General features: G+C 42.8%; 10 protein-coding genes, 1 tRNA gene and 1 pseudogene. 4 read left to right on the forward strand and 8 right to left on the reverse strand.

All coding sequences use genetic code 11. From position 1 onward, the window contains the following. The first annotated feature begins 263 nt into the window (after nucleotides 1-263). On the forward strand, nucleotides 264-1,397 hold the full coding sequence (locus JCM15124_RS00960; protein ID WP_024997924.1) for an AAA family ATPase: 1,134 nt from the start codon (nucleotides 264-266) through the stop codon (nucleotides 1,395-1,397). A gap of 150 nt (nucleotides 1,398-1,547) precedes the next feature. On the opposite strand, the gene JCM15124_RS00965 is transcribed toward JCM15124_RS00960, so the two are convergent. The 6 genes and pseudogenes from JCM15124_RS00965 to JCM15124_RS00995 form a co-directional block, all read right to left on the reverse strand. Further along, the gene (locus JCM15124_RS00965) at nucleotides 1,548-3,572 is read right to left on the reverse strand and encodes an Ig-like domain-containing protein (RefSeq protein ID WP_024997925.1); all 2,025 of its coding nucleotides are present in this window, start codon (nucleotides 3,570-3,572) and stop codon (nucleotides 1,548-1,550) included. Between the two features lie 75 nt (nucleotides 3,573-3,647). Further along, entirely contained in the window at nucleotides 3,648-5,171 is a 1,524-nt protein-coding gene (locus JCM15124_RS00970) for a GH3 auxin-responsive promoter family protein (RefSeq protein WP_024997926.1), read from the reverse strand. Between the two features lie 613 nt (nucleotides 5,172-5,784). Next, nucleotides 5,785-7,446 carry a putative transporter gene (locus tag JCM15124_RS00980; RefSeq protein WP_024997927.1) on the reverse strand — a complete coding sequence of 554 codons (1,662 nt, stop codon included), beginning with the start codon at nucleotides 7,444-7,446 and terminating at the stop codon, nucleotides 5,785-5,787. A 117-nt stretch (nucleotides 7,447-7,563) separates the two neighbouring features. Further along, nucleotides 7,564-9,104 (reverse strand): annotated as a pseudogene (locus JCM15124_RS12755) (YifB family Mg chelatase-like AAA ATPase). Between the two features lie 17 nt (nucleotides 9,105-9,121). After that, nucleotides 9,122-10,096 carry a TlpA disulfide reductase family protein gene (locus JCM15124_RS00990; RefSeq protein WP_024997928.1) on the reverse strand — a complete coding sequence of 325 codons (975 nt, stop codon included), beginning with the start codon at nucleotides 10,094-10,096 and terminating at the stop codon, nucleotides 9,122-9,124. 106 nt (nucleotides 10,097-10,202) lie between these two features. Then, nucleotides 10,203-10,288, reverse strand: a tRNA-Leu gene (locus JCM15124_RS00995). Between the two features lie 774 nt (nucleotides 10,289-11,062). Here JCM15124_RS00995 and JCM15124_RS01005 point away from each other — a divergent pair. Beyond that, a complete protein-coding gene (locus tag JCM15124_RS01005) occupies nucleotides 11,063-12,157 on the forward strand; it encodes a mannose-1-phosphate guanylyltransferase (protein ID WP_024997929.1) in 1,095 nt (364 codons plus the stop codon). A 190-nt stretch (nucleotides 12,158-12,347) separates the two neighbouring features. Here the strand turns inward: JCM15124_RS01005 and JCM15124_RS01010 are convergent, their stop codons facing one another. Continuing rightward, nucleotides 12,348-12,746, reverse strand: coding sequence for an HIT family protein (locus JCM15124_RS01010; RefSeq protein WP_024997930.1), 399 nt, complete (start codon nucleotides 12,744-12,746; stop codon nucleotides 12,348-12,350). Nucleotides 12,747-12,770: 24 nt separating this feature from the next. Next, nucleotides 12,771-13,241 (reverse strand): transcription elongation factor GreA, encoded by a 471-nt coding sequence (greA, locus tag JCM15124_RS01015; RefSeq protein ID WP_024997931.1) that lies wholly within the window; start codon nucleotides 13,239-13,241, stop codon nucleotides 12,771-12,773. Between the two features lie 498 nt (nucleotides 13,242-13,739). Between greA and JCM15124_RS16120 the strand changes: the two genes are divergently transcribed. Together JCM15124_RS16120 and JCM15124_RS01030 are read left to right on the forward strand one after the other, a co-directional pair. Next, nucleotides 13,740-13,952 (forward strand): hypothetical protein, encoded by a 213-nt coding sequence (locus tag JCM15124_RS16120; protein WP_024997933.1) that lies wholly within the window; start codon nucleotides 13,740-13,742, stop codon nucleotides 13,950-13,952. Nucleotides 13,953-14,069: 117 nt separating this feature from the next. Further along, nucleotides 14,070-16,376 carry a TonB-dependent receptor domain-containing protein gene (locus JCM15124_RS01030; RefSeq protein WP_024997934.1) on the forward strand — a complete coding sequence of 769 codons (2,307 nt, stop codon included), beginning with the start codon at nucleotides 14,070-14,072 and terminating at the stop codon, nucleotides 16,374-16,376. Nucleotides 16,377-16,723 lie beyond the last annotated feature (347 nt).

The following is a 16,723-nucleotide window of genomic DNA, read 5'->3' on the forward strand; positions in this document are numbered from 1 at the left end:
TTATTAATAGAATAGTGTGAGTTTGGTGTAAGAATTTACAGAAGATGCGTCGCTTCTTTCTCATTATAAGCATATCGAAACATCATCAATTCTTTCTTTAAGTATCTTACAAATAACATATTAGCGTTATTCTTACATCAAATTTACGTTTTGAATGTTGGCTATACAAATTGGTATCACACAAGTTTGTATCACACAAACTTGTGTGATTGCTTTTTTTTTGCTATATTTGCAAGCGTCAGACGAACTAAAAACATCATATTATGTGCAAGAGATTTGTTTACGGAGTCGCAGTTTCCGATTATAATTTCATCGGAAGAGAGCAGGAAACAAAGCGTCTATTGGATAATTTCAGAGGTGGTATCAATGTCATATTGATGTCGCCGAGACGATTGGGAAAGACCTCGTTGGTGAAGCATGTCTGCAATAAGCTCGACGAGGAAGATATTATTACGGTGTATTTGGACATATTTGGTTGTAAAAGCGAATACGATTTCTACAACAAATTGGCTGCGGAGGTGCTGAAACTGACTGCTTCTAAGCGCGAATTGTGGCTTGAAGAGGCGAAGGAATTCCTTTATCGGCTTACTCCTAAAATCTCTTTCAGCCCGGAACCTAACTCTGATTTTGCCATTTCTTTGGGCATTACGCCCAAGACGCATACGCCGGAAGAAGTGTTGGGAATGGCTGAAAAGATTGCCATAAAGAAGGGAAAACGCATCGTTATCTGCATAGACGAGTTTCAACAGATAGGAGAAATGGCGAACAGCAAGCAGATACAAGCCCGCTTGAGAACTGTATGGCAGCACCAAAAGCAGGTGTCGTATTGTCTTTTTGGGAGCAAACACCACCTTATGAGTGCCATATTCCTGCACCGCAGTATGCCTTTCTTCCAGTTTGGCGATATTATTTCATTGGATAAAATAGCAACAGCCGACTGGGTGGAATATATTGTCAGCCACTTTGCAGACGGCAAAAGAACGATTAATCGTGCCTTGGCAGAAGACATTTGCAACTTTACGGAGAACTACTCGGCATACGTTCAGCAGCTTTCTTGGCTTGTGTTCACACAGAAAGAAGAGGGAGAAACTGTAACCGAAGAAGATGTAAAACAGGCGATGAACGACCTTTTGGCAACGAATGACATTCTGTTTATGCAAATGATAGAACCGCTTTCGGAGTACCAATTGAACTTCCTGCGTGCCATAGCGTCCGGAGTTACGAAGGATTTCGGACTCTCCGAGGTGCGCGAAGAGTATAAATTGGGCAGCTATTCGAATATTAACCGACTGAAAACAGCTCTGTTGGAGCGCGATTTAATAGAGAAACGAGGAGCGGAAACGGTAATGACCGACCCCGTTTTTGCCAAGTGGCTGAAAAGAAAAATAATGCTATGAGGTTCTTTCTGCTAAGCCATCAACTTGTTGTTTGGAAGTGTTCGAGTTTAAAAAAGTAACTATGGCTTTGTGGAAACGCAATTATAAAATAAGAAAAACGTAATTACATCTTTATTTTGTAATTACGTTTTTCCTCTTTCCTATAACCTTTTATTTCAAAGAAGTTTTGGTTACGTCGTTTCTGACTTTCTTTTTAGCCTTCTCTACCAATCCGTTTCGTGGGTTATAATCTAATCCCAACTTCTTCGCACGGTCGTAGTTTCGCTTCCTTATCTTTTGTTTTTCTTCTGCCTTTTGCTTGGTTATCTTGGCAGGTTTTTGCTGATAGAGCGGTGTTTGGCGTGGATTCCACGTTATTCTGACGTCGCGTTTGGCTTTACATTCTATTTCTTTTGTGTAGTAGTACACAGCTTCTGGTTGCTGTTGCTTGCTGTAAAGTCCTGTATCCCAATGCCCGTTGTCGTTGTCGTCTACGATTAAGCGCAGATAAAACGTGCCCGGCTTCACGTAATAGAACGTTGCTTCGTTGCCTTTTGCCGTTACTTCCTTTATCGGTTTGTCCGATTCGTTGAGCAATTGCAGCAGACAGTTTTTGCCGTCCATACCTTGCAGCGACACTATAAGGGTGCTGTATTCTTCAGGCGAGCTTACTTTTATGCTCTGTTTTGTTTTTCCCGACACCTTGCCGTATATGTCTGTAAAGGCGGCAGAGTCGAGTTCGAGGCTGTATTCGCTGCCGAAGTTCCATTCGCCCACAAGTTTGTATTGCCGAGGAACGCCCGGCACGCTTCCAAACTGATACTTGGCATTTTGCCAAACCGTATCTACTTTTTCGTAAAGATGTATCTTCGATGTGTCGCAGACGGCTATCGGCGACGGCAAAATAAACGTAGGGTTTTCGTCGGGAGCCATTTGCGAAGCGACTTTTATCTTTACTTCCAACGGCGTTTTAGGGTATTCGGTCTGATAGGGCTTGCCTTTTTCCTTGTTCTTATTTTGTTGTTTTTTCCATTTATCGTAGTTCTCTTGGTGTTGTTTCAACCGTTTCTCATGCGAAATCTTCGCCAATACTTCCAAAGTATCGGTCTGTTGCACCAATGAACCTAATGAATCGGTTGCCATATAGGAAAGTTGCATGCGCAGCGTGTCCTGATTGACGAGCATCGTGTCGCGAAGCCAGTAGGTAATTGTGTCTTGGTTCTGGCTCGGTTCGGTAATGAAAGCATTCTTTTCATTAAAGTTCAAACCTTTAATCTCGGGCAATTCGGCGTGCCCATAACTATAAAACAGGGTGAAATGGTCGGCATCTTTGCGCTCCGACTTCAAGAAATGCCGGTTGGTTTGTACTTCGGTGAAAGCCGTAAGCACAACATCGTCGGGTAGAAAATGCGTATAGGGCACACGCTTAATGTCGGTAATATGCAGCGAATCGCTCCAAATTGTATCCTGACGCACGTCCGGTTTCCACGAAGGCATAATGATTTCGGGTGTGAAAGCCAACTTTTCGCTTTGCTGACTGAACATGTAATTGCCGTCCATATCCTGCAATGCGTAGATTCGATAGTCGCCTTTCGCCACACCTCTTATAATGAAACGCCCGCTGCCATCGGTTCTTGCAACACGCAACATCGGTTCGTGTTGGAAGGCAGTGTCGCTCTGATTGCTGTAAAGTCCTACCAAAATGCCTTTTACAGGCTCTAAGTTTTGCGCTTCAAGCACATATCCTGCTACCTCCATCGTGTCTATCCGATTGCCCGTAGAGAACGAATAGGTGTAGTTGCCCATGGGGTTCCCCTCGTTGTTGTCGGCAATAGCGTCCGAGAAATCAATTGTGTAGGTAGTATTTTCCTTCAGTTTATCTTGCAGTTCCACGGTGATTTTTCTGCCACTTACCTTTATTTCGGGTGTTTCCAACTGCGGCGGCGACACTACTACCTTTTCGGTTGGATTGTTCAGCGTTATGAATTCATCGAAAAGAATGGTAACTTTCTTGCTGTTTACATCGCTCGAACCGTCGGCAGGAGATGTGCCGAGAATGCGCGGCGGCGTCTCGTCGTACCAACCGCCATCAGGTTCTCCCATCTTCGCACACGAGAAAACAGTAAGCAAAAGCAGGCAAAAAGTCATTACACTTCCTGCTTTCCAACCCATGTTCTTTATGCTTTGTTTGTTCATAACCCTTTAAAATATTATTCGTTTAATATCGCTTTACAGCTTGAATACAGTCCTATGTGTTTCTATGAAGTTACCTTATGCTTCCTTTTCTTTATTCATCGACAACATCTCTTCGATGTTTTTACGGTTGTTCGACAGTCGTGGCACCTTGTGTTGTCCGCCAAGTTTGCCTTTCGATTTCAGCCAATCGTTGAACAAATCCTTTCTTGCCACCACCACTTCTAACTGCTGCAACGTTATATCGTGGAAGCGTTTAGCTTCGTAATCGGAGTTTATTTCTTGCAATTTACTGTCTAAGATGCGTTCAAAATCGTGAATATCGTCGGGTGCTTTCGTAAATTCGATGAGCCATTGGTGGCGGCATTTGGCATTGGCGTCCATGAAAATAGGTGCTGCCGTATATTCGGAAATCTGTGCACCGGTAGCCTTACAAGCTGTTTCCAAGCCTTTTTCGGCATTGTCCATAATAAGTTCTTCGCCGAAAGCATTGATGAAATACTTGGTGCGACCGGTGATAACGAACTTGTAAGGATGAATGGAAGTGAACCGAACCGTATCGCCGATTTCGTAACGCCACAGTCCGCAGGCTGTACTGATGAGCATTGCATAGTTGCGTCCCACCTCTACGCCTTCCAACGGAACGATGTTTGGCTTTTCGTTTTCAAACTCGTCCATCGGCAAGAACTCGTAGAACACACCGTAATCGAGCATCAACGACATGCTTTGATTGTTCGGGTCGTCCTGAATACCGAAGAAACCTTCCGACGCATTGTAGGTTTCCATGTACTTCATATCCGACTTCGTGATGAGCTGTTCGTACTGTTCGCGATACGGTGTAAACGCAATACCACCGTGGAAGAACACTTCCAAGTTGGGCCAGACCTCTTGCAGGTGTTGCTTTCCCGTCAGTTCCATCACCCGTACCAGCACCGAGAGCATCCACGACGGCACTCCCGAAATGTTGGTAACGTTCTGCGAGAGTGTATCATGGGCGATACGGTCGCGCTTTACCTCAAAATCGCTCAGCAGTGCCACTTCTTTCGATGGTACACGCACAAGGTTTGCCAACGGATTGATGTTCTCGATAAGGATTGCACTTAAATCTCCGACAAGCGAATTGGGCAGATTATAGTTGGGCGAATGGCTTCCGCCGAGTATAAGACCCTTACCGCTGAACAGCCTGCTGTCGGGATTGTTGCTCAAGTAGTAAGCCACAACGTCCTTACCGCCTTGATAATGCAGGGTCTGCAAGCCTTCGTGCGTGATGGGAATAAACTTACTCTTATCGTTTGTCGTGCCCGACGACTTTGCATACCACTTCACTTGTCCGGGCCACAACACGTCTTTTTCGCCGTGTCGCATACGGTCGATGTCGCCTTTCAGTTCTTCGTAGGTGTTTACAGGTATGTTTTGCGCAAAGTCTTCGTACGACTTGATAGTAGAAAACAAATGGTTTCTTCCGTATTCCGTATCTTTTCCGCGCTTTACCAAGTATTGTAATATTTCGTGTTGGATAGCTTCTCCCTCGTTAATATAGCGGTCTAATTCGCGACGACGAGGCTGGAAGTACACCTTATTTAATATGCTTGTAAGATTCATTTCTTATCCAATTATTTTAAATTACAAAAGTACTGCAAAATTACGGAATAGCCGTGCTTTTTAGTTATTTTTATTATAAGGTGGTTGTTCAAGGTTTATTTTAGTGAAGATGTTTAATCTTAGTGATGCAACAAAATAGCTTTTATGTTGTGTAATGGCATGTAGAGGTGCGTTTCATTACGTCCCTGACACGGAGGAAAAAGCAGATAGGGTATAAGGAACGTGATGGATTACGCCCCTATGGTGCAGCTGTGATTTTAGCTGAAAATAGTCCTTGTTTTGTAAAGATAGTTTTCTTGAAAAATGATAATTTCGATTTGGCATTGCAAAAGCGGCTGTTTTGCATCGCAAAACAGCCGCTTTTACCGTGTAAAACCTACGCTTTTGGAATGCAAAACAATAGGTTTTGTAATGCATTGATAAATAGAAAATTATGTTGTCGCTACGCTTGTGAAGAATATTTACACTTTTATTGTCTTCTTTCCGTCCATAGAGTAGGCTTTTCCCATTAAACTTTTACAGTTCCTTTATGGCATCTCTTGAACGTAGGTGTATATATACTTGCAGACGAAGGTGTGCTAACACTGAAAGAAAAGAGTGGGTCGTTCCTTGGCTAAACAAAGAACATTACCAGCACTTGGGCAATTATCACTCGGATAAACATTCCTAACGGATAGACCGTGGCGTAACTGATGTTAGATGTTTCGCCCTTGGTAGTGTCGTTTGCATAAACCAATGCCATTGGGTTTGCCATTGCACCGCAAAGTATTCCGCAAATAGTGCCAAAGTCGTATTTCTTCGTTCGCAAAGCAATAATGGCAATAATGATGATGGGCAACACGGTGAGCAGGAAGCCCAAGCCCACCCACATTAAGCCTTCGGGACGGATTACGGTGTCTAAGAAGTCTTTGCCGGCATCTAATCCGATACACGCCAAATAGAGCGAAAGCCCTAATTTGCGCAACATAAGCGATGCGCTTCGGGTGGTGTAAGATACCATATGAAAGCGTGGGGCAAATGTTCCGACCAAGATTCCCATAATGATGGGGCCGCCTGCGATGCCTAAACGGATAGGAGAATCCATACCGGGCAAATTGATTGGAATGGTTCCGAGGGCAAGTCCAAGTATCATTCCGAGGAAGATATTGCCGAGGTTGGGCTCGTTCAGGGTTTTTATGGAATTGCCAAGGAAGTGTTCGGCGTGGTCTACGGCTTTAGGAGTTCCGACAATAGTCAGGTGGTCGCCATATCGCAAACGCAGGTCTTCGGTGGCAAGCAGCTTGATGTCGCCACGCAACACGCGGCTCACGTTTACTCCGCATGTATCTCTGAGTTGGAGTTGCCCAAGTCGTTTGCCGTTCAGCTCGCCTTTTGTGAGCACGATAATGCGACTTTCAACATTCGAATCGATTTTGTTCCAGTCTATTTGGTCCTTGTTCCAGTCGCGTCGAACGGCTTGACCGAACAATATTTCTATACTCGTTACATCGTCTTTATTGGCAATGACGAGCAAATTGTCGTGGTTTTCCAATACCGTAGTGCCTTTTGGAAGTATTACTTCTTCGTCGCGCCAAATGCGGGAGATAATAAACTTAGTGTGAGAACCTTGCGATACTTCTGCAATAGTTTTGCCAATGATGGCAGGATTTACGACAACGTATTGTCCGACATAGGTATGGTTCTCCTCGTCGGTGCTTTTCAGTTCTAAATCTTCGGGCTTTACGAAGAGCTTTCGCAAAACAATCATTGCGAAGATAACACCTACAACACCGAGCGGATAGGTTACAGCCGTTGCAAGAGCTGCACGGCCGCCGCTCACGCCAATGTGCTCTAACGCCTGTTGTGCAGCACCGAGGGCCGGTGTGTTGGTTGTTGCACCGCTGAGAATGCCTACCATATCGCTCATTGGTATCTTAAGGGCGTATGTTAGTCCGACAGCCATTACCGTTCCAAGCAGAATAACGGCCAAAGACCACATATTTAACGCCTTGCCCTCGTGGAGTAGGGAACTAAAAAAGTTAGGACCGACGTGCAATCCTAACGTGTAGACGAATAATACAAGCCCAAAGGTCTCGCAGTATTTCATCATTTGTGTGTCCATACTGAGTCCGAAGTTTCCTACGGCAATGCCTACGAAGAACACGAAAGCAACGCCTAAAGACACTCCGCCGAACTTTATCTTACCTAAAGCAAGTCCGATAGCACATACAAGCGAAACAATAATTACTCCTTGAAGTGCCGAGTAAATGCTGAAAAGTCCGTTTATCCATTCCATATTCTAACTTTTTAAACTATTTTTAGTAGTTTAATGTGATTTGTTTCTTACGTATTTTATTGATATTTCAAGTGCAAAGGTACTGTAAACTAAGAAAATAGCAAAATAAAATCTATATTATCTTTCGCCCCAATCGCCTCGGTCGAGACTTCTGTAGCCAATAGCTTCGGCAATATGGTGGGCTTGTACCTTGGGCGATGCGTCAAGGTCGGCTATGGTACGTGCCACTTTTAGAATACGATTGTAGGCACGTGCCGATAGTTTGAGGCTTTCCATAGCTTTACGAAGTATATCGAGCGATTGCTCATCGGGTTCGGCAAACTCGTGAATCATGCGTTCCGACATCTGTGCATTGCAATGAATGTTGGGATAATCCTTAAATCTTTCGGTCTGAATGCTGCGTGCTTTCAATACACGTTCGCGAATATTGGCACTCGCTTCGCCTTTCTCGGCTTTCGAAAGGTCTTTAAATGGGAGTGGAGATATTTCGCATTGTATGTCGATACGGTCGAGTAGCGGGCCCGAAATCTTTGAAAGGTAACGCTGTATCTGCCCCGGCGTGCAGACACAGTGGTGCGTAATGTCGCCATAATAGCCGCAAGGACAAGGGTTCATACTCGCTACGAACATAAAACTGCAAGGGTAAGTAACGGTATATTTGGCTCTTGAGATGGTAATTATGCGGTCTTCTAATGGTTGGCGCAACACTTCGAGCGTGTGTTTGTTAAACTCAGGCAGCTCGTCGCAGAATAAAACTCCGTTGTGCGCTAAGGTTATTTCGCCCGGCATCGGGTTTGCTCCACCGCCTACCAAGGCTACTTCGGAGATGGTATGGTGGGGACTGCGGAACGGACGTTGCGTTATGAGCCTGTATCTTTCTTCAGCTTCCCGGCAATAGAGTGGATTTGCGTTGTTTCCAAACTCTCGGTAAGTGCCAGCGGCGGCAGTATGGAAGGCAGTCGTTTCGCCATCATACTCTTTCCGCTACCCGGAGGACCTATCATAATGACATTATGCGAACCGGCGGCGGCTACTTCTAATGCTCGTTTTACATTTTCTTGCCCGCGAACGTCGGCAAAATCCAAATCGCTGATATATTGGTTCTCGTAGAATTCTTTGCGTGTGTCTACCTTACACGGCTCTTGTGTATAGGCATCGTTAAGGAAACTGATGACTTCGCCTATGTCGTTCATGCCGTAGACTTCGAGTGTGTCTACCACGGCAGCTTCGTGCTCGTTCGCTTTCGGCACAATTAACCCCTTAAACTTTTCCGCTCGTGCCTTAATAGCTATGGGCAATGCACCTTTAATGGGTTGCAAAGTTCCGTCGAGGCTTAATTCTCCCACAAGCATATATTCGCTAAGGTGGTCGGAAACAATCTTTTCGGTTGCGCCAAGAATAGCAATGGCGAGTGGCAGGTCGAAACTTGAACCTTCCTTGCGCAAATCGGCAGGGGCAAGATTAGCCGTTATATCGGCTACCGGAAACTGATAGCCATTGTTCAACAGTGCTGCAGCAATGCGGTCGTGGCTTTCTTTTACAGCCACGTCAGCCAATCCTGTGAGGTGAAACATCACTCCCCTCGTTATGCTAACTTCCACTGTAACCGTTGTAACTTCCATACCGTTTACAGCAGCACAATAAGTTTTTACAAGCATTTATACGTCTAACTTTATCATTCTTCCTTGAGCGTGTTGGCATCTACCCTGCGTTCGGTTATCTTTCCGTTGTTTAGAATGATGTTGTCGGGTACCGATGTCAGCCCAAGTGTTTTTATTAGTTTGCTCTCCAACATCTCTCCGTCGCAGATATTGGGAACTATTATGTCGTTTTCCTTGATATATTGTCTTGCATCTTTTGCCGATGGGTCTACGCAAATGCCTATTACAGTGGCTAAACCTTTTTTCGCCATGTTGTTAAGCGTTGAGAGAATGTCTTTACTATCTTCGCTCCACGATGCCCATGTGCAAATAATAACGTTCTTGCCTTTCAGCTTTGAACCGGCAATAATATTTCCATTCAAGTCTTTTGCCGTGAATTTTGGTAGCAATTGCCCAACATTTCCATTCTGTAAGTTCTGTAAATGCTGTTTCAAACGTGCCAAAGAGCCATTCTTTGGTTGCTCTTTCTCCATTAGTTTTATAAGTTCGGCTGTCTGTTTATAGTCTGTTCCCTTATTATTAATAATGTAACGTTCTGTCAAATACACACTGACGGGAGATTCGGGGTGGGCTTCCACGAATCGGACGGCGTATTTTACAACCTCCGGAGGCGATGTCGATGCAATTTGTTTGCGGAATTTTCCCATCAGTTCGTTATCGTCTGTGCCCTTCACTTCCATTTCTTTCAGGTGTGAAGCATCGGCTTTTATTTCCACAGCTTCGCCCGGTTCGGCAAAAATAGCGTGTGTGGAATAGTTCGGGAATACAATTACAAGCGTGCCATTGAATTGGCAAGGTATTTCGTAAGCGAAGCGTCCACCTTTTATTTGTATGGTATCGAGCCCGTCAATCACCCCATCAGGACTATAAACAAATAGCTGTCCTTGATTGACGTGTAGCAATCTGCCGTCGATTTTAAAGTATCCGCTGCGTCCGCCGCAAGAAACCAATAGCAAAGATAGTAAGAAAAAATAGACTATTCGTTTCATTTGGACAATGTTTAATTGAATGTATAAAAGCAAAAAGCTAATCGGGAGCAACATGCTCGTCTATGCTTTTCATTTTTGTAAGCGCACCAACGCCTACCTTTAAAAGTGCCGCGAGCGGGACTTGAACCCGCACAGCCATTACTGGCCAAGGGATTTTAAGTCCCTCGTGTCTACCAATTCCACCATTGCGGCAAACCGTTTGCAAAGGTAATGCTAAAAAATGAAAGTTACAAACTATTCGATATTTTTTTCTTGATATATTTGTTGCATAGAGCAAAAATAGCTCTATCCAAAGGCAATATTGTCTTGAATAGTTTTCTCCCATTAACGTTAGTTCGGCATAAGAAAGCAGATTAAGCAGGCAATCTCGCAGCTACTTTTTAGCAAGACCGCTAATGAAAGCAAGAGCGTTATTCCGTTTCATTCTGTAAAAATAATTCCCTTAAAAAGTGATAAATGCGTTTTGACATTGCGAAAGCGTAGGTTTTGCAACGCAAAACAGCCGCTTTTACCGTGCAAAACCTACGGTTTTGGAACGCAAAACAATAGGTTTTGTAATGCGCTGATGTATAGAGTGTTATGTAATAGCTATGCTTGTGAAAAATATTTACACTTTTATAGCCTTCTTTTCGTTCATGGAATAGGGTGAGTTCGGTGTAATAATTGGAGGAAGAAGCTTCGCTTTTTTAAAGTTGTAGGCGTATTAAATCACAGTTTAAGCATCTTGATAACTAAAGATACTCGCATAATTCTTATGCCGAACTCACGTTAAAATAAAAGGAAAGACACTGAAAGGAAAAGCCGCACTGAAGCCACAACGTCTTCAGTGCGGCTTTTTTCTTTTGTTATACTTACTCTGTGCGGAAATATAAAAGTATGAAAAATATTAATTTCTTTCTTAAAACATTTGTGAAATAAGAATTATTTGAATACCTTTGACTATGTAAATAGAAAATCTATACATCTATGGAAATTACGGATAATAATAGTTACTGTGTCATTTTGGCTGGCGGAAAAGGTAAAAGATTGTGGCCGGTGAGTAGGGAAAAATATCCTAAGCAGTTTATTGACTTCTTCAGCGAGGGGCGAACACAGCTGCAACAGACTTTCGACCGCTTTCTTGATATTGTTCCAAAGGATAATATTTTTATTGTAACAAGCCAACTGTACTACGACATTGTGCGCGAACAGCTCCCCGAAATAGCTGAAAACAATATTATTTCCGAGCCTGTTTATCGGAATACCGCACCAAGTGTAGCATGGGCTGCCCGCCGTATTTCAAAGATAAACAGCCATGCAAATGTTATTATTTCGCCTTCCGACCAAAGTATTATGAAGCCCGAAATATTCAAAAGCAATATTCAGGAAGGATTAAACTTCACTGCCACACACGACTGTTTGCTGGCTTTGGGTGTCCAGCCCACACGTGCCGAGACCGCATACGGCTACATACAGAAAGGCAGCGCAAGCACAATGGGCGATATATATAAGGTGAAGGCATTCACCGAAAAGCCCGATGAAGAGTTTGCCCGAATGTTTGTAGACAGCAACGAATGGTTGTGGAACACGGGTATGTACTTAGGTAATGTGAAGTTCCTGAAAGAAAGCCTGCAACAAAGCCTTTCGGTTGCGCAAATAGATTTCGATGCTACACCACAAGAATTTGATACGGAAGACGAAGAAGAGTTTGCTCAGCACTTCTTCCCTGCTTTCCCTAATATGTCGATAGACTATGGCGTGCTTGAAAAGTCGCCCGATGTACACGTTCTGAAATGCGATTTCGGTTGGGTAGACCTTGGCACATGGTGCGGTATGTATGACTCGAAAAGTCGTGGAGAGGACGATAATGTGGTTGCCGGTGGCGAAGTATTGTTCGATGGTTCAAGCAACAACATCGTCAAATTGCCCAACGACAAGTTTGCCATTCTAAACGGACTCGATGGCTTTATCGTTGCCGAAAAAGGCAATTTGCTGCTTATTTGCAAGAAAGAAAACTCTTCGGCTTTCATTAGAAAGTATGTAAACGAGGCGCAACTAAAGAAGGGTGAAGAGTTTATTTAAAGGCTTGTACGTTCTAAATGAACCGTTATAAAAACCCACAAAGCAGGTTATAACAAACGCAAGACCAAGTTTTCGTTTTGTTCCCTCGCAAAACTAACACCCTATTAGTTTGCGAAACAAGCCGAAAACTTGGTCTTGCGCATCTTTTATAGTATGCCGCTGCATTGACAGCACAAAGCAAACAAACTATTTAACCTAATTTTTGGAAAGCGTCGAAAATGCGTGCTGCAATCTCCGTTTGCTCTTCTGCTGTCAGTTCGATGTGCTTATGGAAGTCTACATCGCTTTCTTTGTTGATGGGCAACAGGTGGATATGTGCGTGGTCTACTTCGAGTCCCAACACTATTTGTGCTACTTTCTTGCAAGGAAAGGCAATCTTTATGGCACGGGCAACCTTTTTTGCAAAGAGCTGGAACGCTGCCAAGTCGTCGTCTTCCATATCAAAAATGTAGTCTACCTCTTTACGAGGAATTACCAATGTGTGCGCTTTTCCGATAGGGTTGATGTCGAGAAAAGCATAAAACTTATCGTTCTCTGCACATTTATAGCTTGGTATTTCTCCGGCTGCAATCTTTGAAAATATCGTCATAGCCTTATTTCTTTGTTTTACACCTTAAAGATTGATAGAAATATTATCTATCCTCAACCTTATTTTACCGCGTGGTATTTCTATCTCCACCTCATCGCCCACCTTCTTGTTGAGCAGTCCTTGTGCAATAGGAGTTTTGATAGAAATCTTTCCTTGCTTCAGGTTTGCTTCCGATTCGCTGACAATCGTGTACTCCATTTTAGTGTTATTGCCCAAATTAGTCATTTGAACGGTAGACATAATCTGCACAGCTTCGTTGCTCAAACGCGATGTATCCACAATTTTTGCTTGCGCGATGGTCATCTTCATCTCGGTTATTTTCGCTTCGAGATGTGCTTGTGCTTCTTTTGCTGCGTCGTATTCCGAATTTTCGCTTAAATCGCCCTTGTCGGCTGCTTCTGCTATTGCTGCCGATGCTTTCGGACGTTCCACTGCTTCTAAACGTTGCAGTTCAGCCACGAGCTTGTCGTAGCCATCTTGTGACATGTAAGACATAATCTATATTTTTTGTTTATACGCTTTTCAAAATAAATATAAAAAAGACAGAATCCCAACATAATCCCGATGTCAGAATTCCATTACCGCTTTTTTAACTACTTTATTAGAACGTTGCAAAGATAGTCCTTATTTCCGATATTCCAAAGCAAAGGAGGTTAAAAATTATTAGTAGTCAAAAACGAAAGTTTATTCTATCGGTCATTCTGCATATTACCGCACGTCGCAAAAATCCGTTCTTGGCACTGCCGGCTATGGAATAATGGATATTTACCGAAGGCAGATGATTTCCTTTTTCCTGCTCAAGGCAAATGCCGTAAAACAGCTTTAATCTTGTAAAGATAATTCTCTTAAAAAACGATAATTTCGGTTTGGCGTTGCGAAACCGTAGGTTTTGCATCGCAAAACCTACGCTTTTACCGTGCAAAACCTACGGTTTTGGAATGCAAAACAATAGGTTTTGTAATGCGCTGACAGCGAGTTAGTTGAACGAGAGATATGCTTTGGAAAAATATTTACACTTTTATCGGTTTTCTTTCGAGGTATTTGCATAATCCTGTATTTGTTTTTACGGCACTGCAACCTAATGTTTTTAATATAGATTTAAATATCAACGACTTCTCCATTTTGGCTCATCTGCAACACAGCAGCGTTGTTTTGAGAACTGTAAATAAAGCAGAAGAAAAAGCTGTTTTTTACTTGATATTATAAAATAAAAGCCTTATCTTTGCAGTACAAAGTAAGAAGCAGCTAAAAATAACGTCCATATATAACCAAGAATTAGCAAACTTCTTAACTCTGTGGCAATGTAATACCAAAACAAAAAATATGATAAAAAGAAGTTTATTCATCACCGTTCTTCTTAGTTGTATATGTTTTTCAACATACGCACAGGAGAGTTATTATGGCAAAGTAGTCGATAGTAATCGGAAAGCTATTTCTTTTGCAAATGTAGTTTTACTCAATGACGCTGATTCTTCGTTTGTTACAGGTGTAGTAACAAGCGAAAAGGGTGAGTTTAAAATTGATAATGCATCAAAAGGATTGCTGAAGGTATCGTGTATTGGATACAATACTGAAATAATAAACGCAAGAACAAATGAACCTCTTGATATTTGCTTGACAGCCAATGCCGTAAATATGGAAGAAATAGTTGTTAAGTCGGATAAGCCCATAACGCGCATAGAAGGAGATGCACTGGTTACAATGGTGAAAGGAACGCTATTTGAACGATTGGGCAATGCGAAAGATGTCATTACTCGTTTACCGGGTGTAATCAGCAATCAAGGTGGTATCGAGGTATTTGGAAAAGGTGCACCGGTAATCTATATCAATGGTCGGAAAGTAAACAATGACAATTTGCTGGAACAACTTAAGTCGAATAAAATAAAGAAAGTGGAAGTTGTAACAAATCCCGGCGCACGCTACGATGCCACCGTAAAGGCGGTAATACGCATTACAGCCGAAAGGGAACAGGGCGAAGGGTTCGCATTTGACACCACCACCAAACTGGGTTATCGCGACTATCTTTATGGTTCTGAGATTGTCAATATGAACTATCGCATCAACAAACTTGATATATTTGCCGATTTGGAATATTCAAGAAGCAAGATGAAAGGGGCAAGTACCAACCTGCAAAATATATGGCTTTCCTCCCTATACATGCAAAATATCGACATACAGTCGAAGGAGCGTTCGCAAATGTATGATGGTCGAATAGGTTTCAACTATATGTTCTCTCCTTCTCATTCATTGGGTTTGTACTATAAAGTAACACACACGCCGCTCAAGGTCTGGGGAATGGCTCAGACAAAATCGTGGATAGACAACGCATTGGAAGATGAAAGTAATGTTTCCAGTGATGCCGAAAACCGCGCAACAACACATAACATCGATGGATATTATACCAATGCAATAGGCAAATGGTTGCTGGATGCGACCTTTGATGTGTTGTGGAAGAAAGGAAACACAAGAGACTATGTGGAGGAAGTAAATCGCAACACCGCCAATAAGACCCTTACATTGATTGATGACAACAATTCGCGCATGTTTGCAGGCGAGTTACATCTGTCAAGACCGCTATGGAAAGGACAGCTTCGTTTCGGAACAGAGTATTCTAACAGTCGGCGCGACGAGCATTTTTTCAATGTAGAACATATTCTGGCAAGCAACGTTCCCCTGATAAAAGAGAACAACACGGCGGTATATGTAGAGTTGCTACAACGATTGGGAAAGATAATCGTACAACTGGGCACCCGTTACGAGCATATAAACAGCAACTACTATCAGAACGGACAAAGAGTTGCAGATCAGTCCCGCATCTACAACAAATTCTTTCCAACGGCGATGTTGGTAATGCCGATAGGCGAAAGTATGCTGCAACTCAGCTATGCCAAGAAGTACAACCGTCCGCTGTATTCTCAATTGAGTGGTACTATCTCGTACGTAAACCGCTACCTCTACGAAAGTGGAAATCCGTTGCTACGCCCATCGTACATCGACAATGTTTCGCTCAATGCCCGTTACAGCTGGGCAATGATGATGGTAAGCTATATGCACACAACAGACAAAATAATAACGTCGGCTATAGATTATGGCAAAGATAATGCGACTTTATCTAAGAAAATGAACTCTGCTTATAACTTAGATGAATTGCAACTAATGGTGCAACTCGCCCCTCAATTCAAACGTTACTACCCTGCCTTGATGGTCGGTGTTGTAGCACCTTTCTATAAGGAAATCTACAAAGGTGAAGCAAAGCGGTTCAACAAGGCAATGGGTATTATCCGGTTCAACAACCTTCTCGTACTGTCTTCTACCTGTATGCTAAATGTTGATTTGAGCTGGAGAGGTAAAGGTAATGGTGAAAACATAGATGTGGGGCAAACGTGGCAAATCAATGCCGGTGCAACCAAGCAATGGGGGCAACACTGGAAGATGAAGTTTGCAGTCAATGATATTTTCAATACGGCTCGAAAAAATCAATTTACCTTTTATAGTGGTGTAAGGGAATTCGACATGGAGAAGCTGTCAAACACCCGTGCCATAGAGTGTACAGTAAGCTATAGCTTCAATGCCACCAAGTCGAAGTACAAGGGAAAGGGAGCAGGAAATAAAGAAAAAGAAAGATTATAGTTAATATCAAATAGTGCGAAGTGCATTCTTTAAAAACATAAACCTACTTTATGCCATACCATGATGTGCGTAAAGTAGGTTTATCGTATATTCTTTCTCTTGCTTTTATAGCGGTTCGGTAGAAGTTATCGGGGCAGATAATTTTCTTTCTCCTGCTCAAGGCAAATGCCGTAAAACAGCTTTAAACTTGTAAAGATAATTCTCTTAAAAAACGATAATTTCGGTTTGGCATTGCGAAACCGTAGGTTTTGCAATGTAAAACCTACGCTTTTACCGTGCAAAACCTACGGTTTTGGAACGCAACACAATAGGTTTTGTAATGCGCTGACAGTAAGATGATTAAGCAA

The sequence above is a fragment of the Prevotella falsenii DSM 22864 = JCM 15124 genome, assembly GCF_000613945.1.
Lineage (GTDB): Bacteria > Bacteroidota > Bacteroidia > Bacteroidales > Bacteroidaceae > Prevotella > Prevotella falsenii.